Raw genomic sequence first — 19,529 nt, 5'->3', positions numbered from 1 at the left:
TTATATGGGGATTTCCAAAGTCGTCGCTCCCCTCGGCCTCGCGGCCGCGCCGCTAGCCGAGCCATTAGTTTGCGGCTCGCTCGATGTCGAAACAGGGAGGCCCCTGTCGCGCCGTCGCAAGCCATCATCGTGGCGCAAAAATGCAACATCCGTCAGAATAGTTGGCTCTACATAGGCGATGCGCGCCATTTTCGCGAAGTTCAGCTTGTCCCGTCGCGACCCAGTGCTAATGGTTATGAGGAAATAACGTGATCTCGACAGAGAAACCCAAACAATGACGGGGAGAGGCAACATGAAACACGCATTCACGCGGCGGCTGTTCGGCTCGCTTGCCGGACTTTTGCTCACAGCGGGAACCGCGGCGCTCGCGGCCGACCTGCCTTCGCGCGTTGCTGCGCCGTTGCCGCCTCCGCCGGTCTTTTCCTGGACGGGCGGCTACGTGACCTTGCAGGTCGGCGGCGGCGTCGGCCATAGCGGGTTCGACGTCTATAACGGGCTCACCTACCCCGACGCTATTCCGTACTCCGCCAATTACGGCTTCAATCAAAGCGGCCCGTTCGGCGGCCTGAATTTCGGCTACAACATCCAAGCCGGCATGTTCGTGGTCGGCCTGCAGGCCGAGTATAATTTCGCCGGGATCAGCGGCAACGCCATCGCCTATCCGCTCAACACGACGACCAGCGCGATCCGCCAGTTCGGCTCGGTCGACGCCCGCGTCGGCGTCGCCTTGGACCGCGTGCTTCTCTACGCCATCGGCGGCTTCGCCTATGCCGACGCGCGCAATTCGATCAGCTACCCGATCTCTTCGGCCGTCGCTTTCGCCTCCGACCGGAGCTATGGCTCGAACCTCTATGGATGGGACGTCGGCGCCGGCGTCGAATACGCCTTCGCCGATAATTGGACGGCGCGCGCCGAATATCGCTACTACAATTGGGGCACCAAGAGCTACTACGACTCCCTCAATTACGGCGCTTACACGGGCTACTTCCCGGGCCACACGGTGTCTGAGAATCTGCACACCGGCCGCATCGGCTTGACCTATAAGTTCGGCGCGCCGCCCGCGCCCATCGTCGCCAAATATTGAACGCCTTTTCAAAATATCCTGCCTAGCGCAAGGGCGGATCGGACACCCGATCCGCCCTTCTTCATTCTTAGGCCGCGGCGACTTTCTGGGCGCCGCCGGATACATGCGCCTTTCACCCAACGGAAGCGCCTTCCTACTTTACGAATCGAGTGAGATGGTTTCGGATCGATCCAATCCGAAACCATCAAGGCTGGGCCTGATCCGAACCGGTCCCAAGGCGAGACGTCGATGTTGGCCATTCCCGGAAAGGACTGCGGCGCATGCAGTTTTTGCTGCAAGGCGCTGGAAATCACCGAATTTGCGAAGCCCGCCGGAGCTTGGTGCGCGCATTGCCAGAAAAGCGGCGGCTGCGGCGTCTACGCGACTCGACCAGACGTCTGCCGCGACTATGAATGCCTGTGGAAAAGCGACCGAGGCATGAGCGTCCAACTGCGGCCGGACCGTGTCGGCGCGATCCTGATGGAGGATCCTGACAGCGACGAATACCGGGCGGTCTGCGATCCGGCGAAGCCCCTGGCCTGGCGCACGCCGATCGTCTTCAAGCATCTCGTCGCCATGGCCAAGGCCGGGCGAATCGTCGTCGCCAAGGCAGGTCTCAAGGCTTGGCGCATTCGCGCAAATGGCGAATGGGGGCCGTGTATTTGAGGCCTGCGCATCGCTATCTTTCGCCGCAAAACCGAGATTTAGAGATAATTCGAAGCGCTGCGGCCGCGCGCCTTGCTTCCATGCTGATTCGGGGTATAAAGCGCCCTTCGCGGCTTCGGCCGGGGGCTGAACGGAAACCCGACTCCATCGGGACGGATCGCGCTGATCCACTTTCCTGTGTCTCCGCCTTCGCAGTCTGATCGAGCCTGTCCGAGGCTCGAAGGGCTTTGCGCCGACGCCGCGCTCTGTAAGAAAGGCAGGCGCAATGGCTCTTTATGAGCATATTTATCTCGCGCGTCAGGATATTTCCGCCCAGCAGGTGGAAGCCCTGACCGAGCAATGCAAATCCGTGATCGAGTCCTTGGGCGGCAAGATCGAGAAAGCGGAATATTGGGGCGTCAAGTCCCTCGCCTATCGGATCAAGAAGAACCGCAAGGCGCATTTCACGCTTCTCAATATCGACGGCCCTGCAGCGGCGCTCGCTGAGCTCGAGCGTCAGCTCGGCCTCAACGAGGACATCATCCGCTTTATGACCATCCGCGTCGAGGCGCACGAATCGGGACCGTCGGTCATGATGCGCAAGCGCGACGACGATGATCGCGGCGACCGTCCTGACCGCGGCGACCGCAGAGGCCCCCGTCCGGACCGTGGGGATCGCGGCGACCGCGGCCCGCGCCGGCCGCGCGATGAGGCGGCCTCGAGCGAGGAGGGAACTTTCTGATGTCGACCACCGCAGCGGCTCCCCGCCGCCCCTTCTTCCGCCGGCGGAAAACCTGCCCCTTTTCGGCTCCGAACGCGCCGAAAATCGATTACAAGGACACCCGCCTTCTGTCGCGCTACATTTCTGAACGCGGTAAAATCGTGCCGTCGCGCATCACCGCGGTTTCGGCCAAGAAGCAGCGCGAGCTCGCTAAGGCGATCAAGCGCGCCCGCTTCCTCGGGCTTCTGCCTTATGTGATTCGCTGAACGCGCTTGGCGCCGGTCGGATCATTGACAGTTTGAACGGGCCGGGCGCGATCGTCGCCCGGCTTCCATTTGTGTAGAAGTAGAATATCCAGCGACCGTCGGCCGGGCCGTACGGAATTGCTGGGACGGGCGGAGCCGATAAAGTCCGACCCGCCCCTAACCGCCGTCAGCGGGACAGCAGAGCATGATCAAAAAACGCTTTTTTACATTCGGCACATCTCACGCCGTCGCGGTCGGGGCCGGCGCGGCCGGGGCTCTCTTGTTCAGCCTCGTCGGCCAAGGAACTTGGCTGGCCATCGCCTTGGCCTATCTCGCGCCTCTTCCGATCATGATCGCCATGCTCGGATTTGGCCGGGTCGCCGGCATCGGCGCCACGGCCGCTGCGCCCCTGATCGTCTTTCTGCTCGCGGCGGCTCAACGCCCGCATGAATGGTCGAGCAACCTCGACGACGCCGGCCTCGCAGCATTGACATTCCTCCTCAGCTTGGGCCTCCCTGCCCTCTGGCTCAGCTATCTCGCCTCCTTGAGCCGAGCGAAGGGAAACCTTCCTTGGAGCATCGCCTCAGCGGCTAGCCGAACCTTCTCGCGGGAATATTGCCCCCTCGAGCGCATTTTTACATATGCGATCGCAATCTCCGCGACGCTCGCCGTTGGCGCAGCCTTTTATGCGAGCTTTCGCGCCGGCGGATTTGAGGCCGCGCTCGACGGCGCCATCAAGGAAGCGACGCCGATCCTCGAGAGCCTGACCGCCAACCAGCCCATGCTCGCCGGCAAGCTCGATATTCACGCCGTCGCGAGATGGGTGGCGCTCGCGATGGCGCCGATGATGGCCGCATCGACCCTTGTGATGCTGCTGGCGAATCTGTGGTTGGCTGGGCGAGTCGTCCAGGTGTCGGGTCGGCTGCCACGGCCATGGCCAAACATCGCCCGCGAGCTTCAGCTGCCGCGAATCTACGCCCTCGTCTTCGCCGCCGCGCTCGTCGCGGCCTATTTCCTCACCCGTCTTCCGGGCCTCATCAGCGCCATTGTCGCGACTGCGCTCGGGATGGCCTTCGCGCTGCAGGGGCTCTCGGTCATTCACGATCTGACGCATGGAGGGCGGTTCCGCAAGCCTGTGCTCATCATCGTCTATTTCGGCCTATTCACCCTGATGCCCTGGCCGCTCCTAGTGTTCTGCCTGGTTGGGCTCGCCGAGGCCGCCTTTTCCCTGCGCGAGCGTAGGGACAAAGCCGTCGCGCGCAAACTCTGAGAATCACCTCGTTCAATCAATATGAAGGACGCGATATAATGGAAGTAATTTTGCTCGAACGCATCGCCAAGCTCGGCCAGATGGGCGACACGGTCCGCGTGCGGGATGGCTACGCCCGCAATTTCCTCCTTCCTGGCGGCAAAGCCTTGCGCGCGACCGAAGCGAATAAGAACCGCTTCGAGAGCCAGCGCGCGCAGCTCGAGACGCGCAATCTGGAAACCAAGAACGAAGCCGCGGCGATCGCTGAGAAGCTCAATGGCCAGACCTTCGTCGTCATCCGCCAGGCCGGAGAGACCGGCCATCTTTACGGCTCGGTCTCGACCCGCGACATCGCCGACGCCATCACGGCCGGCGGCTTCAGCGCGAACCGGACTCAAATCATCCTGAGGACCCCGATCAAGACAATCGGACTTCATGCGATTCCGGTCCAGTTGCACCCGGAAATCAGCGCCGACGTCACGATCAACGTGGCGCGGTCCGAGGCCGAAGCCGAACGGCAGGCGAAGGGCGAGGAAGTCAATGTCGTCGAGGAGACGACAATGGATGATCTCGGCCTCGAGGTCGGCGCCGCGCTCGCCGACGCCGGCGGGAGCCTCGGCGACCGGTAGGAACGCGCAAAGGAATCAAATAACTCCGGGGTCCCGCAGCGGCCGCCGGTCCAAACCCAGGCAAGTAAAGCGGAAGGCGCGCAATAAAGCGGCCTTCCGCTTTTTTTTGCTCGCTGCACGACGCCACGCGGCTCGGACCGCATAAGGAAAAGGCCCGGCGCTTTCACGCCGGGCCAGATCGATGAAGCCTTTTATAGAGCCAATTATCAGAAGGCGCGCTGAATGCGGAGGCGGCCTTCATATTCGTTGCTGTTCGCCTTGAACGCGGGCAAGCCGGCGTTGATGAGCTGGGTGTCGCTGGCGAGACCGACGGGCCGCGACTGCGTCAGATGAACGTACATGAACTCCGTGCCGATATCGAAGCCCTTGAGCGGCGTCCAGACGAGATTGGTGCCGACCCGCCCTTCTTTCATATTGGCCGCGCCGACAGCGCCGCCAAAGCCGTTGAGGGCGTTCTGCGGATTATTGTAAACCATGTAGGAGCCATAGACCGCGGAGGCCAATGTCGGGAGCCAGTAATGCTTGTAGGCGCCCGTGACGTCCCAGCCCGAGGTGAGCTGGCAGCTGCCGCCTCCAACGGCATAAGGACCATATCCCGTGAACACGCAATCCGAACCAGGATTGGGGTTCCAGCCGTAGGAATAATCCATGGGCGTGAACCCAGAGCCGGCATAGCGGTTGGCGTTGACGCCATTGCCGTAGTTATAGCCGAGGTTATTGCCGGCGATATAGCCGAACGCGCCTCTTTCATAGGCTGCCTGCAGCCAGAGTTTGTCGCCTGGAGAGAGATAATCCATGTTCAGTTGGACGCCGGCCTGAACCGCAAACCCGTAGGAATTGGTCGTCAAAGCCGGGTAAGCGTAGCTCGTCGCAGAGGTAGCGAGAGACCCCGATCCCCAAAGGCTCGCGGCGACCTGATGGGCGGCGGCAGAGAGCTGAACGGCGCCCCAAGGCTGATCGAAGCGAACGTTTCCGACGATTTCAGGGATCCGGGAACCGGCCGGCTGCGCCTGGAAGCTCGTTGCAGTGATGCCGCCGACCGTGACAGCCGTCGCTGCTGTGCCCGCGGCATTAAGGGGGCCAGCGAATGTGCTGCCGACATTCGCGCGCCGTGAAGGCTGATCCTCAACCGAAAGGGTCGCCGAGAAGCCGCCGCCGAAGGTCGCCGTGTAGGCCAGCATAGAGACGGTCGCGTTGGAGCCGCGCAAGCTGTCATAGTTATAAGCGTCGGCGTAGAAGTCGAACATCGATTGCGCGCGACCAGCGGTCAACCCGGCAAATTGGATGAAGGCCTTGTTGACGATCGTCGTCTCACGTTGGACGGTCGTTCCAGCGGTCGTATTGATCACGCCTTGGCCTAGGCCGTTCAGCGCGCCCGTCGCGGAATTGCCGCCAGAGCCATAATAGGAGTCGACGCGCAGAAAGGTCCGGACCGTGCCCCAATCCGATTTGGTTCGCGCGTCGAGTTCGACGCGGCCCAGGGCGTTGAAGGAGTAGGCGTCGCGTGAACGTTGATTGGAGTATTGGCTGGCGCTCGGGATATAGCCGTAGCCCGCGGTCGCTCCACCCGAGAGGGCATGCGTAGGCGCCGATCCGTTCGCGTAAAAGCTCGTGCCCGAAATGCTATAGCTCGGGTTGAAGGCCCGTGTTTCCGCCGCAACCAAGCCACCTACCCGCAAGCAGGTCTCGGTGCCCGGAATATAGAAGAACCCCGCGCCGTAAGCGTCGCAGACGCGAACATATTCGATAGGGGCAGACTTGTTGGCGGGAAGGTCCGCCGCTTGGGCTGCGACCACGCTCGTGAGGGCCGCAGCCGATCCCAGGAGCAAACCCTTGAAGAGCTTCATGTCAATTCTCCGTTGCAAAAACCCGATCGGGACCGGCTTGCTTGTCGTCTCCAAAGCCGCTCAGGCGAGATGCCCGCTGCAGCGATCAAGGCGGCCAAGCATGCCGTCCCCCCTCTCGATCGGATCGAACGAACGCCAGGCGCCCCGCGCCGCTCAGCTCGTCCGATCCAACTACACGATCGGGTTGGCCCCCGTTCGCAACGCCACATTAGCTTCGGGTCGCGCTATGTAAAACGACTTTTAGGAGCTTAGTGCCTTTCCGTCGCCCGTTGTGTCTTTAGCGCCACGCTTGCGCAAGGGCGTGCTTGAGAGAGGAGGAGAGCGCCCTTGCCTTCGCCCGTCCACTCGGGCATATCTCGTCGCCGACCTGCAGCCGACTCGTCGGCGCCGGCGGATTCGGAGACGTGGCCGAGAGGCTGAAGGCGGCGGTTTGCTAAACCGTTATAGGGTTGTAAAGCCCTATCGAGGGTTCGAATCCCTCCGTCTCCGCCATCCCTCAGCGGAATTTTCGTTCTCATTTTGTCAATTTTCTGCACGCTGCGCGATTCGCATTTCGTCCATGAATCTCATGAGAGATCTTGCTGCGATCAATTGCAAAGTCTTGCATCGATCTGTCACAAATACTATCAGATGAAGATTATTGAACAAAATTACGTAGATTGGCCGGTCAAAATGATCGCTCCAGACAAGGCGCGGCCTCTTCTCGATGAGCTTGAGGAGTTGGACAAGCTCAACGCTGAGGTCGCCGTCTTACGCGACGCGAACGCCGCCCTGATCAAAGACCGCGATCGGCTGCGCGCCGAATGCGCCGACCTTCGAGCCATTCTGTCGCTTTGTTTCCGACCCAACGGCTCAGCTTAAAGTGGCAGCCCAAGACGTCGCGATTGCGCCTCCGGCTTCGTCTATGTCGATTGGATATTGCGGTCAATTCCCGTCGCCAAGAAGCGACAGGCGGGCCAAAAATGGCGCGACATACAGCTCTCATCCCGCTCAGGCGAGGTCTCCATGCGCCCCTATCTCGACCTTCTCGCCAAGATCCTGACCGAAGGCGACGCAAAGGCCGACCGCACCGGCACCGGAACGCTCTCCATTTTCGGGCATCAGATCCGTTTCGACCTGTCCCACGGCTTTCCTCTCGTCACCACCAAGAAGCTGCATTGGACGTCGATTGTCCATGAATTGCTCTGGTTCCTGCGGGGCGACACCAATATCGCCTATCTGAAGGCGCATAGCGTCGGCATCTGGGACGAATGGGCCGATGCGGAAGGCAATCTTGGCCCGATCTACGGCAAGCAATGGCGCTCGTGGCAAGCGCCCGACGGGCGGACCATCGATCAACTCTCAGACGTCGTCGCGGAAATCCGGCGCAATCCCTTCTCGCGCCGGCTGGTTGTCTCGGCCTGGAACCCGGCGGATCTCCCGGCCATGGCGCTCGCGCCCTGCCATTGCCTGTTCCAGTTTCACGTCGCGGAGGCGCCTGACGGCGCGCGGCGGCTCTCCTGCCAGCTCTATCAGCGCTCCGCCGATGCGTTTCTCGGCGTGCCCTTCAACATTGCGAGCTATGCGCTTCTGACCAGGATGATCGCCCATGTCTGCGGGCTCGAGCCCGGCGAATTCATCCACACATTCGGCGACGCCCATCTCTATCTGAACCATCTGGACCAGGCCCGCCTCCAGCTCTCGCGTGACCCCCGTCCCCTGCCCCGACTTGCTCTAAACGGCGCGGTGCGTTCGATTTTGGATTTCCGCTACGAAGACATTGCGCTCGAGAATTACGATCCGCATCCGCGCATCGAAGCGCCGATCGCGGTGTGATATGATGAAAATTCTCACGTAGAGACATTGTGATTCGTTAGCTTTTTACGGGGGCTCAAGCGCCTGCAAGGCGCGAGGAGCGGCGGCGGCGCAATTTTGCGTTCCCTCTGGGGACAAAGCGGCGCGCCGCAGGGCGATCCCTGTTTCAACGCCTTGTCGGGGGACGTGCGGCGATGGCTTCAAGCGATTCGAAACAATTGATTTTGCTGTTGGACGGCACCTGGAACGACGCCGACATCGGACCTTACGACACGAATATCGTTCGGCTGAGGGAGCTGATCAACAAGAGCCTCGAGCCGGATCGTCTGGCGACAGGCGCAAAACATTTCGCCGGCAGCCGCGAATATAGCGAGGATAATCGGCAGCGCATCATCTTCTACGAGCGAGGGGTCGGAACCGGCGCGCTCGTCGATAGGGTTTTTGGCGGCGCTTTCGGCGGCGGTCTCGGCGACAATGTGCGGCGGGCCTACAAATTTCTGTCCTGGTATTATGCGCCCGGCGACCAGATTTTCATTTTCGGATTTTCTCGCGGAGCCTATACCGCGCGCTCGCTGGTCGGCCTCATCGCCTGCTCCGGGCTTCTCAAGCGAGCCTCCTGCAATCCCGAGCTCGAGGCGCGCGTGTGGGACTTCTACCACACAAAACCCAACGACCGACTCCCCTCGGTCTTTGACGGCTTGACCGAGCATGTGCATCCCCGTGAAGCTTTCGCGATCAGCTGCGTCGGCGTTTTCGACACGGTCGGCGCGCTCGGCGTTCCACTCCCCCAGTTCAGGCTGCGCAATCGCGAAGCCTATGGATTTCACAACGTCGACTTGGGTTCGATCACGAAATGCAACTTGCACGCCTTGGCGATCGACGAGCATCGGGAGCCGTTCGAGGCGACGCCCTGGCGCAAGCCAAAATTCCAGGCCTTCAGCCGCGAGATGACGGTGGAGCAAGTCTGGTTCGCCGGCGCCCATGCCGATGTCGGCGGCGGTTATATTCCCGAGCAGGAACGCCGGACCTTCACCCAAGAGGGCTGGCTGCGAAAGAAAGCGTTGGACGACATAACCCTGGACTGGATGCTCCGGCGGGTTCGCGCCCATTATCCTGATTTTCCGGTCAAGCTCGATGATCCCCATGTCTGGGAAGGCCCCGATCCAAGCTGGGCGACGGCGGACCAACATAATTCTCGATCATTGACCTATTGCGTCCGGCCGTTCGTGCATAGATCAATCAATAATTACGCCGGACAGGCGACCTTCTGGATGCGGCATATTCCCTATTGGAGCCGTGACAATTTCGTCGGCCACGACCGGCACGCCGAACCTCTCGGCGAAATGGTGCATATTTCCGCGCTCGAGCGCTACGGAGAGCCAGTCCCCGTCAGCGGGCGGCAAAACAGCTATGCGCCGCAAAGCCTGAAAGTCACACTTCCCTATATTGGCGCGACCTACGCCGTCCCCGGATCGCCGTTGCGCCAACCCAGGGACGTGCGAGTCGTCGATTGGGACGGAGAAAGCCTCGATCCGACGCATGACGACGGAAGATCCAAGGTCGCCGCTCTTTTGTTGGGGCGCGAGCGCATCAAGACGGATTTCGAGAAAGGATGCTCGACCTTCATCCGACGGCGTCCGAATTGAACCCATATGAGAATGCCCGAATACGGGGGGTGTCGGCGACGGCGGCAATCGGTTCGCGCCGCCGTCGCGCCTATTTCACCCCTGCCGCCTTCAAAGCTTTGGCGACGGCCGCGACTCTCCGGCCCTGGAAACGCGCCACGGCGAGATCATTCTCGGTGGGCGGCGTCGCCTTATTGTAGGAGACGGCGCTCGCGCCATAGGGCGTTCCGGCGGCGTAGAGCGACGAGTCGGCATAGCCGGTCGGCACGATGATCAGCCCGAGATGGGCCATCGGATTATACATTGACAGCAAGGTCGACTCATTGCCGCCGTGAACAGTCGAGGTCGAGCAAAATGCGGCTCCGGCTTTGCCATTCAGCTTGCCTTGCGCCCAAAGCCCGCCGAGGCCGTCGATATAGGCCTTAAGCTCGGATGACATCGCGCCGAAGCGCGTCGGCGTGCCGAAGATGATGGCGTCGGCCCATTCCGCGTCGGCGCTGGTCGGCGCCTCATGGCGCGCGTTCATCGCCTGGGCCGCCTCCGCCCAGCCCGGCGCATGCGCCATGATTTCCGCGCTCACGACCTCCCGCGCGCGGCGCAGGCGCACTTCGCCTCCCGCCGTCTTGGCGCCCTCGGCGATGGCGGCGGCGAGCGCCTCCGTCACGCCGCTTCTCGAATAAAAAGCGATGAGAATATTTACGTCCGCCATGCCCCCTCCTCTTTCAACCAACTCTAAAACTTGCCCGCCTGGAAATCGGCCATAGCCTGCCGAATCTCCTCCCGCGTGTTCATGACGAAAGGTCCATAGCGCACGATCGGCTCGCCGAGCGGTCGGCCGCCGACGAGAAGCGCTCGGGCGCCTGCGCCCCCCGCCGTGAGCCGGACCGCCGCGCCGGAAGACAGCACGCCGAGATCGCCACGCTCGAGCCGACGCGGCGCCGCCTGGCCGATGTGTAGATCGCCTTCATAGACATAGACGAAGGCGGCATGATCCTGGGGAAGCGGTATGTCGGCGCCTGCCTCGGCTTCAAACGCCAGATCGAAATAGATCGGCTGCGTCGCCGCCGCTTCGACCGGGCCTCGCGTCGCGCCGATCTCTCCTGCGACGATCTTGGCGCCGACTCCGGCGCCGATCGCGGCCGAGGGGATGAGTTCTGGCGCGAATTCCTGATAACGCGGCGGGCGCATCTTCTCGCGCCCCGGCAGATTGATCCAAAGCTGGAATCCGCGCAAAAGGCCCCGCTCCTGCTCCGGCATCTCGGAATGGACGATGCCGCGCCCAGCGGTCATCCATTGCACCGAGCCTGCCTGAAGGAGGCCCTGATTGCCCTTGCTGTCCTGGTGACGCATCCGCCCGGCCAGCATATAGGTCACGGTCTCAAAGCCGCGATGCGGATGATCGGGGAAGCCCGCGACATAAGCTTTTGGATCGTCCGAGCTGAACTCGTCCAGCAGCAAGAACGGATCAAGGTCCGGCAAATCCGGCTGCCCGATGATTCGCGTCAGTTTGACGCCGGCGCCGTCTTGCGTCGCAACGCCTCTCCCAGTCCAGATGACCTCTCGAAAAGGCAAAGATTTCTCCTGGCTTCTCATGCTGATGCCTCGCCTAGGGCAGGATGAGGATAAGCAGCAACCAGCTTTCCGAAGCATCCCGATCCAAGCTTTGCAGTGGACCACCTTCGTGATCAAGGAATAAACTTAAACAAGCGCCCCGACGCCGCGTTCCAGCGCCATTCCCGTGCGCAGCTGACGCCTCCCTCGCTCGGCCGAAACTGTCTGCATAGCTCGAGTCTGAAGTTTAGCCTCTGCTGTTCGATGCGAAATCGGTGCTATAGAGCCGCTTTCGATCGTCGCCTCGAGCCCTGCTGGATCTCGCCCGCATGCCCCAATCCCTCCCGGCCGCCGCAAGGCGTCCGGCCGACGCCCCCTCTTTCGGCGCAGCGCCCACGGTCGCGCTCGCGCCGGCCCAATCGCGCAGGCCCGCCATCGGCGTCGGGATTCTCTGGATGCTGGTCTCGACCGCCCTCTTCGTGTGCCAGGATACGATCGTCAAATATCTCCTCCATGCCTATCCGGCGACGGAGATCGCCTGGGCGCGCTATGCGATCCACCTGATCTTGGTCACGCTTTTTCTCGCCTATCGCAATCCTCGCCTCATGTCGTCGCGCCGCCCGGTCCTGCAACTCGCACGCTCGAGCCTGCTCATCTCGATCACGCTCTTCGGCATGCTTTCCATGCGGATCATGCCCTTTGTCGACGTTGCGGCGGTTCTGTCCGCCGCGCCCGTGCTGGTCACGGCCCTCGCCGCGCCGATGCTCGGCGAAAGGGTTGGGCTCGCCGCCTGGCTCAGCGTGCTCGCCGGCATGAGCGGCGTCTGGGCGATCCTCGGCAAGGCCGACGTCACGCTTTCGCTCGCCCTCGCCTTTCCCTTAATCGCCTCCTTATGCAACGCGCTTTATCAGATCACGACCAGAATGCTCCACGCGATCGACAAGCCGATGACGACGCTATTTTATTCGGCGATCGCCGGGGTCGCCTTTTGCAGCCCGTTCCTGCCATTCTACGGTCTTACGCCTTCGCTCGCCGACGCCGGGCTCATGCTGGCGCTCGGCCTGCTCGGCGTCGCGAGTCATTTCTGCCTCATTCGCGCCTACGCCACGGCGCCCGCCAATATGATCGCGCCTTTCGGCTATGCGGCCCTGCTCTGGGCGACACTCTCCGGCATTGTCGTCTTCGACGAAGCGCCAAGCCTGCGCACCATATTGGGCGCGGCTTTGATCGTGGGCGCGGGGCTGTCCATCTTTGCACGCGCCAGCAGAGCGTGAGGAATTTACCGATTCGCGCCGCATTTCCTCTGGAGCTGGGAACAAACCGATGTCGAAAACTCAGGATTTGTCAGCGCGCGCTACATCGACTGAAAAAGCGAGCGGCGCATCGAGCGCGCCGTGCGTCCGCCCAGCGACTCCCCTCGACGCAGCGCTGATCCACGCGCTCGTCACCGAGCTCGCGCAATATGAAGGGCTCACCGACGAGATGGATGCGAGCGTAGAGGCGCTGGCTGAGGCTCTCTTTAACCCGCATCCCCGCGTCTTTTGCGACCTCGCCGAGCGCGAAGGCGAAACCGTCGGACTGTCGATCTGGTTCTATTCCTTCTCGACCTTTCGCGGCCGCCATGGGATCTGGATCGAGGACCTATTCGTGCGCCCCCTGTTTCGCGGCCACGGTATTGGCAAGGCCCTCGTCAGATCGCTGGCGCAGCGTTGCGCGGCGGAAAATCTCGCCCGGCTCGAATGGTCCGTGCTCGATTGGAACGAGCCTTCCATCGCCTTCTACAAAGGGATCGGCGCCCGCATGATGACGGACTGGACCAATTGCCGCCTCGACGGAGAGGCCTTGCGCCAACTTGCGCAAGGCGGGGCATTGCTGCCATGACCGTCCCGCTCGCGCTTGTCGCCGCTATAGCGAAGAATGGGGTGATCGGCGCCGAAAACCGCATGCCTTGGCGCTTGCCAAGCGATCTCAAGCGATTTCGCTCCATCACGCTCGGCAAGCCCTTGCTCATGGGGCGCAAGACCTTTCATGCCATCGGGCGCGCCTTGCCCGGACGCGAGACCGTCATCCTCACCCGCGACCTTGATTTCAAGCCTTTCGCCGAGTCCACGCCGGGCGTTTATGTCGCTCATGAGCTTGAGGCGGCCTTGGCTTTGTCCGCGGTGAGGGCCGCGGCCATGGGCGCCGAGGAGATTATCGTGGCGGGCGGCGCCGATCTCTATGCCGCCTTGATCGCGCGCGCGCGCCGCATGCGCCTCACCTTCGTCGATTTGGCGCCGGAGGGCGACGTGCGCTTTCCAGCTGTGGATTGGTCGGAATGGATCGAGGAAAGCTGGGTCTCGCCGGAGCCGGATCCAATGGATGAAGCCAAATTCGCTTTCGTCGATTTTCGCCGGCGATGAACCGAAGCCCAAGCAGCCGAGGGAATGCGCCGGGGCAGCATTGTCTCATGTGCTGCGCTTCACTATATGGAGCAAGCCGGCGCAACGCGACAGCCGCTAAATCGGCTGCTGCAATTTGCGCGCTTTTGGAAGAGGTTTTCATGCCGTGGATCAATGAAGGCGGTAACGGCGGCTCGTGGAAACCCGATCCAGGCGGTCCCTGGGGCCAGAAGCCGAGCGCGCCGCCCCCGGATTTCGAGGAATTCGTCCGTCGCACGCAAGAAAAGATCAAGCTATGGATGCCGAGCGGAGGGTTCGGCGGCGGCCGCGGCGTGCTGGCCCTCGCCCTGGTCGGCGTCATCGCCTGGCTGTTGGCGGGATTCTACACGGTCAAGCCGAACGAGGTCGGGCTGAACATGATCTTCGGCCGCTATACCGGCAAGACCGGGCCCGGCTTGAACTATAATCTTCCCTATCCCATCGGCGCCGTCGAAAAGCTCGAGGTGACCGACCGGAAGGCGACCAATATCGGCTTCACCATGCGCCCGGATCTCCGTTCGCCCAATTCGGCGATCGCGGTCGATCAACCGGAAGAAAGCCTGATGCTGACCGGCGACGAGAATATCGCCGACGTCAAATTCGTCGTGATCTGGCAGATCGATCCGGTCAAGCCCGAAGACTACGCCTTCAACATCGCCAATCAACGCGAGACGGTGAAGGCGGTCGCGGAAAGCGCCATGCGCGAGGTCATCGGCCGCAGCCAAATCCAGCGCATCCTGACCGCCGAGCGCCAGAGCATCGAATCGGGGGTGCAGGAGCTCATGCAAAAGATCCTCAACGGCTACAAGGCCGGCATCCTGATCCTACAGGTACAATTGCAGTCGGTCGATCCGCCGGAGCAGGTCATCGCCGCCTTCAAGGACGTGACCGCGGCGCAGCAGGACCAGAACCGCTTGCGCAACGAGGCCGAAGCCTACGCCAATCGGGTTGTGCCCGAGGCCCGAGGCAAGGCCGCGGCAATCGTTCAGGAGGCGGAGGGCTATCGGCTCCAGACCGTCGCCGAGGCGACTGGACAAGCCTCCCGCTTCAATCAGGTCTATGAACAATACAAAAAGGCGCCCGACGTGACGCGGCAGCGAATCTATCTCGAGACCATGGAGCATGTGCTCAGCGGCGCGGACAAGATCATCGTCGACCAGGGCGAGCATGGGCAGGGAGTCGTCCCTTATCTGCCGCTCGGCGCGCTGACGCGTCCCGCCGAAGGAGCCCGCAAATGAAGAGCGCAGCCGTCTTTGTGAGCCTCGCCGCCGTCGTCGCTTTCCTAATTGTCGCAACAGCCTCGATATTCACTGTTTCTCAGACCGAGCAGGCCCTCGTGCTGCGTTTCGGCGATCCGGTCGCCGGGCGGGGGCTCATCACCGAGCCGGGGCTTCACTTCAAATTGCCCTTCATCGAAAACGTCGTCTATCTCGACAATCGCATCCTCGACGTCGAGGCGCCGAAGCAGGAGGTGCTCGCCTCCGACAATAATCGTCTCGACGTCGATTCCTTCCTTCGTTACAGGATCGTCGATCCTCTGAAATTCTATCAGACCGTCGGCACCAAGGAGCGCGCCAACAGCCAGCTCGGGTTCATCCTGAACTCGGCGGTTCGGCGCGTGCTCGGCGAGGCGAACATGACCGACATCGTTCGGGATAACCGCGCCAATCTCATGCTCAAAATCCGCGAGCAGGTGAATCAGGAAGCCGGCCGGCTCGGCGTCGCCGCCACCGACGTGCGCATCCGCCGCGCCGATCTGCCAAAGCAAATCTCCGAAAAAGTGTTCGGACGGATGCAGAGCGAGCGCGCGCGGGAGGCCGCGGAATATCGAGCGCAAGGCTCCGAGCAGGCGCAAACCATTACCGCCAAGGCCGACCGCGACGTCGTCGTGCTGCGCGGCGAGGCCCAGCGCAAGGCCGACCAGATTCGCGGCGAAGGCGACGCGGAACGCAACCGCATCTTCGCCGAGGCCTATGGCAAGGACCCGGATTTCTTCGCCTTCTATCGCTCGATGCAGGCCTATGAGACGGGGCTCAAGCCCAGCGAAACGCGCATGGTCATCAGCCCGAAATCGGACTTCTTCCGCTTTTTCGGCGCCCCGAGCGGACAGGCCGCGACGACCCCGCCGCAAGCCTCCGCGCCACGCTGATCGAGAAAGACCGCCGGGACGAAAGAAGCAAAAGCAGGGGTTTTTGCGTCCCTACGCTCCCCTGACCCCATTTAGACGAGCTTGTTCACCGTGCGCCAGCGCGCCGCGTAGACCCCCTCTTCGACGCTGAGCCGGCCGACAATATATTCGAGAGCGATCTCGCGCCGCTTGTCGGAAATCAGCGTCGCATTGACGGCGACGCGATCGCTTGCTTCAATCTCGGAGCTTTCGAGCTCACGAAGACGCAAGTCGCTCACGCCGAAGCCCTGCACAAGCAAGGCGCGGATTCGCGCTTCGTCGGACGCACGGCACACGACGCTGACGACGTAAGAGGTCTCGACCTCCGCGGTCTCGATCGGCTGGCGGTTGATCAGACCGACGAGCGGGCGAAGCAGTAAATTGACGGTGGTCACGAGACCCGCCGCGATGACCGCCTGCCCCCAATGACCAGTGCCGGCCATGAGCCCGACTGCGGCCGAGCACCAAAGCGTCGCCGCCGTGTTCAAACCGCCGATATTGCCGCCTTCCTTCCAGATCACCCCGGCCCCGAGAAAACCGATGCCAGACACCACTTGCGCGGCGACGCGGGTTGGGCTCGCGTCGGTGAACTGCCCCGCGAAAACGACATAGATCGCCGCGCCCAGCGCGACCAGCGTGTTGGTCCGCAGACCGGCGAGCCGCTGGCGCCATTGCCTCTCGAAGCCGATTGCCCCACCGAGCGAAAGCGCAACGAGAAGGTTGAGCGCATCTCTCACGATGGCGGGATCGATCAAAATCGGCATGAACGCGTCTCTCGTATCGGGTGATGTTCGTCGATCGAGCCACGCGGACGAAACAAGATAAAGGGAAAGCGCGCGGCGCGAATTGCGCGACGGCGGCATACGCCGCCATAGCCGCGTCATACGACGAAGACATGACAGATTCTGGAAAGACGTCTTCGTTGTCCGGCGGCCTAGCTTTGGCTCTCCCTTTGGCCGCCGGTCAAGCAAATTGGGGCGCGAATTCAATCAAAGCTGCGAGAGCGGATCAGGACGCTCGTCTTTCCGATAAAGAACGCGTCAAGGGCCGCCCGTTTCGAATTGGCAAGCGCTGCCGCCGCCGCTCTTCTGTTTGATGAAATTCGGGTCGACCAAGCAAACGATAAGAGACGCGCTTTCGAAATTCGAGCCGGCGGCGCCTTCCGGCGCAACGCCGATCTCGGCGAGCGTGGCGAAAAGTTCATGCGCCCTCCGTCCTTTGAGCGTGACCGTCTCCTTGCCGAAGGTGAGGTCGCAGCTCCGGGACGAAATCGCAACATTGCTATCACGGCATTTGATCGAATCGGCGCCCACGCCGATCGTCTTGCCCGCCGGAAATGTGAAACTCAGCCGATCCTCGAGCAAATCGGCCATGACTTTCTTTTCCTCTGGCGTCAACAGAGGCGAATGTTCAGCGATCAAGGCGGCAAAGGCCAGGGAGCTCGGGCCGGAGACATTCTGTTTGCCGGCGGTCGCCGCCGCCGACGGATATGTGAATTGGCTCAGCAACATAAGCGACGCCAACAGGAAATTCGGTCCGCGCATGTTCACTCTCCCCCATTTTGCCAAGCCAAACCGCGGTCATGCGTCGTCGATGCTCCAGCGGGCGACCTCCGCCCCCTCGGCGTCGAGAATTAAAAAGCCATGTGGCAGAGGCTTATGGACGCGCTGGACAATCACGTTGGAAAAGAGCGATTTCGCGTGGGTGACGACCTGGTCGAGCCGGGTCAGATCCGAGGTCATCCGGTCGGTGACTTCCGGCGGCGCCCCCTCGCGAGCCTGGCCGAGGAATTCAATCTGAAACATTGGCGCCTCCTTCCGATGTTGCACATGAACGAAGCTCTATTCGTCGTCTCGAAACGTCCTGACGCAGCAATGAGTTCGACGGAATGCGATATACGTGTCGGCTAACGCGACGCCTTCGCGCCTTCGAACTCAAGCTCGGCGCGAAGGCTCTCGATGTCCCTATTGATCGTCGCCACCGCCAGGGTCTTGCCGGCGCGCCTGTAGCTGAGCGCGCAATCGCGCGCCTCGATGCTTCCGTCGATCTCGACGTTATCCCAACCTTCGGCGTGGCCGACATAGGAGATCGTCAGGTCATATTGCTCGGTCCAAAAGAATGGGACCGCGTCGAACCTTTCGCGATGCCCGAGAATATTGCGTGCGGCCGTCCGGCCTTGACGCTCGGCGACGATAAAATGCTCGATCCGAATGCGCTCCCCTGTGAACGCGTCCGGCCAACGCGCAATGTCGCCGGCGGCGAAAATATTGGGCGCGCTAGTCGCGAGATATTCATCGACCAGAACGCCGCGATCGACGGCTAATCCCGCGGCTTCGGCCAAGCCGACCGCCGGCCGCACGCCGACGCCGACGAGAACGAGATCGGCTTCGAGCTTCTCGCCATTCTTCAGCTCGACGAAACGCCCATCGATCGCGGTCGCGGTCGTGCCAAGGTGAAAGACAACGCCCTCTTCCTCGTGCAGCTTGCGAATGAACCGACCGACCTCCGGGCCGAGGATGCGCTCCATTGGAATTGCGTCGGGCCCCACGACCTCGACCTCGACTTTGCGCGCGCGCAGGGCCGCGGCCGCTTCAAGGCCGATGAAGCTCGCGCCGATCACGACGGCGCGCCGCGCCGACTGAGCCCGCGCCACGAGCTCACGACAGTCCGCCAAGCTGCGCAACATGCGTACATGGGGAAGATCCGCGCCGGGGATGGTAAGACGAACTGGCTCCGCGCCCGTCGCGAGCAGTAGTCCGTCATAGGAATGCTGCGCGCCGTCGGCGAGCCGCGCGATCTGCGCCTTCGCGTCGATCGCGACGACTCGGGCGCCGAGCCTCAGATCGATCCCGCGCTTTTCATAATGGCGCCGCGATCGCAAGGGGAGCCAATCCTCCGGCGCGGAGCCGGCAAGAAAGCCTTTGGAAAGGTTCGGCCGATCATAGGGCGCGGAATCATCTGCGCTGAACATGGTCAGCGCGCCGGAATAACCTTCCCGGCGAAGCGCATCCGCCGCAGCATCTGCGGCCGCGCCGCCGCCGACGATCACAACCGCGCGGCGCGCGCCCGCCGCGGCAGGCGTCGCAGGCCGGGGCGCAATCTCGAGCTTGTCGCTGACATAGATCGCGCCATCGCGCCGGTCGATTCGCCAACAGGCGACGGGATTGAGCGCCGGCGCGCGCAGAACCTCGCCGGTGCGCAGGCTAAAGCAGGCGTGATGCCAGGGGCAGCGGATCGTCTCATCAACAAGCAGGCCCTCGCCGAGCGGACCGCCATAATGCGAGCAGACGGCGCCTATGGCGAAGACCTCGGCCCCGCGCCGCGCCAGCAGCACGGGCTCGTCCCCGACATGGCCGACGAGCAAACCGCCCTCCGCCAGATCGGCTTCCGGGATTCCAAGGCCAAGATCAGGCCCCGATTGCTTGCCCGCTTCCTCGCCCATTACACGTCTCCGTCGCGCGTCGGCGCCGCGACCTCTTGAAGAAGACGCGTGCGGAAGCCTTGGGGTTCCATTCGCCGGGACGCGAACGCTCTTTGCGTTGGCTCGCGGACGCGCCATCTTTAGGAGCGAGG

Annotated in this window: 21 protein-coding genes and 1 tRNA gene; 15 read left to right on the top strand and 7 right to left on the bottom strand. The window is 62.4% G+C overall.

Going from position 1 to position 19,529, the window contains the following annotated elements; translation table 11 throughout:
- Window positions 1-292 precede the first annotated feature (292 nt).
- The 6 genes from METAC_RS0103860 (at window position 293) to rplI (ending at window position 4,552) form a co-directional block, all read left to right on the top strand.
- The gene (locus METAC_RS0103860) at window positions 293-1,084 is read left to right on the top strand and encodes an outer membrane protein (RefSeq protein WP_026606000.1); all 792 of its coding nucleotides are present in this window, start codon (window positions 293-295) and stop codon (window positions 1,082-1,084) included.
- Between the two features lie 228 nt (window positions 1,085-1,312).
- Window positions 1,313-1,729 (top strand): hypothetical protein, encoded by a 417-nt coding sequence (locus METAC_RS0103855; protein ID WP_026605999.1) that lies wholly within the window; start codon window positions 1,313-1,315, stop codon window positions 1,727-1,729.
- 265 nt (window positions 1,730-1,994) lie between these two features.
- Window positions 1,995-2,450: a 30S ribosomal protein S6 gene (gene rpsF / locus METAC_RS0103845; RefSeq protein WP_026605997.1), complete on the top strand. Its 456-nt coding sequence runs from the start codon at window positions 1,995-1,997 to the stop codon at window positions 2,448-2,450.
- Complete coding sequence (gene rpsR, locus METAC_RS0103840) at window positions 2,450-2,695, top strand: 30S ribosomal protein S18 (protein ID WP_026605996.1); 246 nt, start codon at window positions 2,450-2,452, stop codon at window positions 2,693-2,695. Before rpsF ends, rpsR begins: the two co-directional genes overlap by 1 nt.
- A gap of 184 nt (window positions 2,696-2,879) precedes the next feature.
- Complete coding sequence (locus METAC_RS0103835; RefSeq protein WP_026605995.1) at window positions 2,880-3,944, top strand: YybS family protein; 1,065 nt, start codon at window positions 2,880-2,882, stop codon at window positions 3,942-3,944.
- Between the two features lie 38 nt (window positions 3,945-3,982).
- Window positions 3,983-4,552: a 50S ribosomal protein L9 gene (gene rplI / locus METAC_RS0103830; protein WP_026605994.1), complete on the top strand. Its 570-nt coding sequence runs from the start codon at window positions 3,983-3,985 to the stop codon at window positions 4,550-4,552.
- A gap of 206 nt (window positions 4,553-4,758) precedes the next feature.
- Here rplI and METAC_RS0103825 read toward each other — a convergent pair whose 3' ends face one another.
- A complete protein-coding gene (locus METAC_RS0103825) occupies window positions 4,759-6,399 on the bottom strand; it encodes a porin (RefSeq protein WP_026605993.1) in 1,641 nt (546 codons plus the stop codon).
- 398 nt (window positions 6,400-6,797) lie between these two features.
- Here METAC_RS0103825 and METAC_RS0103820 point away from each other — a divergent pair.
- The 4 genes from METAC_RS0103820 to METAC_RS25075 all read left to right on the top strand — a co-directional run bounded on the left by METAC_RS0103820 (window position 6,798) and on the right by METAC_RS25075 (window position 9,839).
- A tRNA-Ser gene (locus METAC_RS0103820) sits at window positions 6,798-6,891 on the top strand.
- 138 nt (window positions 6,892-7,029) lie between these two features.
- Complete coding sequence (locus tag METAC_RS25655) at window positions 7,030-7,260, top strand: hypothetical protein (protein ID WP_156898100.1); 231 nt, start codon at window positions 7,030-7,032, stop codon at window positions 7,258-7,260.
- Between the two features lie 144 nt (window positions 7,261-7,404).
- Window positions 7,405-8,214, top strand: a complete 810-nt coding sequence (locus METAC_RS0103810; protein ID WP_026605991.1) for a thymidylate synthase — start codon at window positions 7,405-7,407, stop codon at window positions 8,212-8,214.
- A gap of 173 nt (window positions 8,215-8,387) precedes the next feature.
- Window positions 8,388-9,839, top strand: coding sequence for a DUF2235 domain-containing protein (locus tag METAC_RS25075; RefSeq protein WP_051335367.1), 1,452 nt, complete (start codon window positions 8,388-8,390; stop codon window positions 9,837-9,839).
- 70 nt (window positions 9,840-9,909) lie between these two features.
- On the opposite strand, the gene wrbA is transcribed toward METAC_RS25075, so the two are convergent.
- Both wrbA and METAC_RS0103790 read right to left on the bottom strand, forming a co-directional pair.
- Window positions 9,910-10,527, bottom strand: a complete 618-nt coding sequence (wrbA, locus tag METAC_RS0103795; protein WP_026605990.1) for an NAD(P)H:quinone oxidoreductase — start codon at window positions 10,525-10,527, stop codon at window positions 9,910-9,912.
- 23 nt (window positions 10,528-10,550) lie between these two features.
- On the bottom strand, window positions 10,551-11,390 hold the full coding sequence (locus tag METAC_RS0103790) for a pirin family protein (protein ID WP_026605989.1): 840 nt from the start codon (window positions 11,388-11,390) through the stop codon (window positions 10,551-10,553).
- A 308-nt stretch (window positions 11,391-11,698) separates the two neighbouring features.
- On the opposite strand from METAC_RS0103790, the gene METAC_RS22235 reads away from it, so the two are divergent.
- From METAC_RS22235 to hflC, 5 genes are all read left to right on the top strand, one after another.
- Complete coding sequence (locus tag METAC_RS22235) at window positions 11,699-12,643, top strand: DMT family transporter (protein WP_051335365.1); 945 nt, start codon at window positions 11,699-11,701, stop codon at window positions 12,641-12,643.
- Window positions 12,644-12,692: 49 nt separating this feature from the next.
- A complete protein-coding gene (locus METAC_RS22230; RefSeq protein ID WP_084143438.1) occupies window positions 12,693-13,250 on the top strand; it encodes a GNAT family N-acetyltransferase in 558 nt (185 codons plus the stop codon).
- Entirely contained in the window at window positions 13,247-13,771 is a 525-nt protein-coding gene (locus METAC_RS0103770; protein ID WP_026605988.1) for a dihydrofolate reductase, read from the top strand. The genes METAC_RS22230 and METAC_RS0103770 overlap by 4 nt, the downstream gene beginning before the upstream one ends.
- Before the next feature lie 140 nt (window positions 13,772-13,911).
- Window positions 13,912-15,027, top strand: a complete 1,116-nt coding sequence (gene hflK, locus METAC_RS0103765; protein WP_026605987.1) for an FtsH protease activity modulator HflK — start codon at window positions 13,912-13,914, stop codon at window positions 15,025-15,027.
- Window positions 15,024-15,938, top strand: coding sequence for a protease modulator HflC (gene hflC, locus METAC_RS0103760; RefSeq protein WP_026605986.1), 915 nt, complete (start codon window positions 15,024-15,026; stop codon window positions 15,936-15,938). Before hflK ends, hflC begins: the two co-directional genes overlap by 4 nt.
- 71 nt (window positions 15,939-16,009) lie before the next feature.
- Here the strand turns inward: hflC and METAC_RS0103755 are convergent, their stop codons facing one another.
- The 4 genes from METAC_RS0103755 to METAC_RS0103740 all read right to left on the bottom strand — a co-directional run bounded on the left by METAC_RS0103755 (window position 16,010) and on the right by METAC_RS0103740 (window position 19,398).
- Window positions 16,010-16,711 carry an MgtC/SapB family protein gene (locus METAC_RS0103755; RefSeq protein WP_425338928.1) on the bottom strand — a complete coding sequence of 234 codons (702 nt, stop codon included), beginning with the start codon at window positions 16,709-16,711 and terminating at the stop codon, window positions 16,010-16,012.
- 285 nt (window positions 16,712-16,996) lie between these two features.
- Window positions 16,997-17,500, bottom strand: a complete 504-nt coding sequence (locus METAC_RS0103750; protein WP_026605984.1) for a hypothetical protein — start codon at window positions 17,498-17,500, stop codon at window positions 16,997-16,999.
- 36 nt (window positions 17,501-17,536) lie between these two features.
- Window positions 17,537-17,761, bottom strand: coding sequence for a hypothetical protein (locus METAC_RS0103745; protein WP_026605983.1), 225 nt, complete (start codon window positions 17,759-17,761; stop codon window positions 17,537-17,539).
- Window positions 17,762-17,862: 101 nt separating this feature from the next.
- Window positions 17,863-19,398: an FAD-dependent oxidoreductase gene (locus tag METAC_RS0103740; RefSeq protein ID WP_026605982.1), complete on the bottom strand. Its 1,536-nt coding sequence runs from the start codon at window positions 19,396-19,398 to the stop codon at window positions 17,863-17,865.
- Window positions 19,399-19,529 lie beyond the last annotated feature (131 nt).

The organism is Methylocapsa acidiphila B2, assembly GCF_000427445.1.
In the GTDB taxonomy this organism is placed as follows: domain Bacteria; phylum Pseudomonadota; class Alphaproteobacteria; order Rhizobiales; family Beijerinckiaceae; genus Methylocapsa; species Methylocapsa acidiphila.
Note: the sequence above shows the minus strand (reverse complement) of the source record. Positions and strands in the feature narration are given on the sequence as shown.

Coding starts and splice junctions, on each gene's coding strand:
- METAC_RS0103860 (WP_026606000.1), top strand. CDS start 293: ATGAAACACGCATTCACGCGGCGGCTGTTCGGCTCGCTTGCCGGACTT.
- METAC_RS0103855 (WP_026605999.1), top strand. CDS start 1,313: ATGTTGGCCATTCCCGGAAAGGACTGCGGCGCATGCAGTTTTTGCTGC.
- rpsF (WP_026605997.1), top strand. CDS start 1,995: ATGGCTCTTTATGAGCATATTTATCTCGCGCGTCAGGATATTTCCGCC.
- rpsR (WP_026605996.1), top strand. CDS start 2,450: ATGTCGACCACCGCAGCGGCTCCCCGCCGCCCCTTCTTCCGCCGGCGG.
- METAC_RS0103835 (WP_026605995.1), top strand. CDS start 2,880: ATGATCAAAAAACGCTTTTTTACATTCGGCACATCTCACGCCGTCGCG.
- rplI (WP_026605994.1), top strand. CDS start 3,983: ATGGAAGTAATTTTGCTCGAACGCATCGCCAAGCTCGGCCAGATGGGC.
- METAC_RS0103825 (WP_026605993.1), bottom strand. CDS start 6,399: ATGAAGCTCTTCAAGGGTTTGCTCCTGGGATCGGCTGCGGCCCTCACG.
- METAC_RS25655 (WP_156898100.1), top strand. CDS start 7,030: ATGAAGATTATTGAACAAAATTACGTAGATTGGCCGGTCAAAATGATC.
- METAC_RS0103810 (WP_026605991.1), top strand. CDS start 7,405: ATGCGCCCCTATCTCGACCTTCTCGCCAAGATCCTGACCGAAGGCGAC.
- METAC_RS25075 (WP_051335367.1), top strand. CDS start 8,388: ATGGCTTCAAGCGATTCGAAACAATTGATTTTGCTGTTGGACGGCACC.
- wrbA (WP_026605990.1), bottom strand. CDS start 10,527: ATGGCGGACGTAAATATTCTCATCGCTTTTTATTCGAGAAGCGGCGTG.
- METAC_RS22235 (WP_051335365.1), top strand. CDS start 11,699: ATGCCCCAATCCCTCCCGGCCGCCGCAAGGCGTCCGGCCGACGCCCCC.
- METAC_RS22230 (WP_084143438.1), top strand. CDS start 12,693: ATGTCGAAAACTCAGGATTTGTCAGCGCGCGCTACATCGACTGAAAAA.
- METAC_RS0103770 (WP_026605988.1), top strand. CDS start 13,247: ATGACCGTCCCGCTCGCGCTTGTCGCCGCTATAGCGAAGAATGGGGTG.
- hflK (WP_026605987.1), top strand. CDS start 13,912: ATGCCGTGGATCAATGAAGGCGGTAACGGCGGCTCGTGGAAACCCGAT.
- hflC (WP_026605986.1), top strand. CDS start 15,024: ATGAAGAGCGCAGCCGTCTTTGTGAGCCTCGCCGCCGTCGTCGCTTTC.
- METAC_RS0103750 (WP_026605984.1), bottom strand. CDS start 17,500: ATGCGCGGACCGAATTTCCTGTTGGCGTCGCTTATGTTGCTGAGCCAA.
- METAC_RS0103745 (WP_026605983.1), bottom strand. CDS start 17,761: ATGTTTCAGATTGAATTCCTCGGCCAGGCTCGCGAGGGGGCGCCGCCG.
- METAC_RS0103740 (WP_026605982.1), bottom strand. CDS start 19,398: ATGGGCGAGGAAGCGGGCAAGCAATCGGGGCCTGATCTTGGCCTTGGA.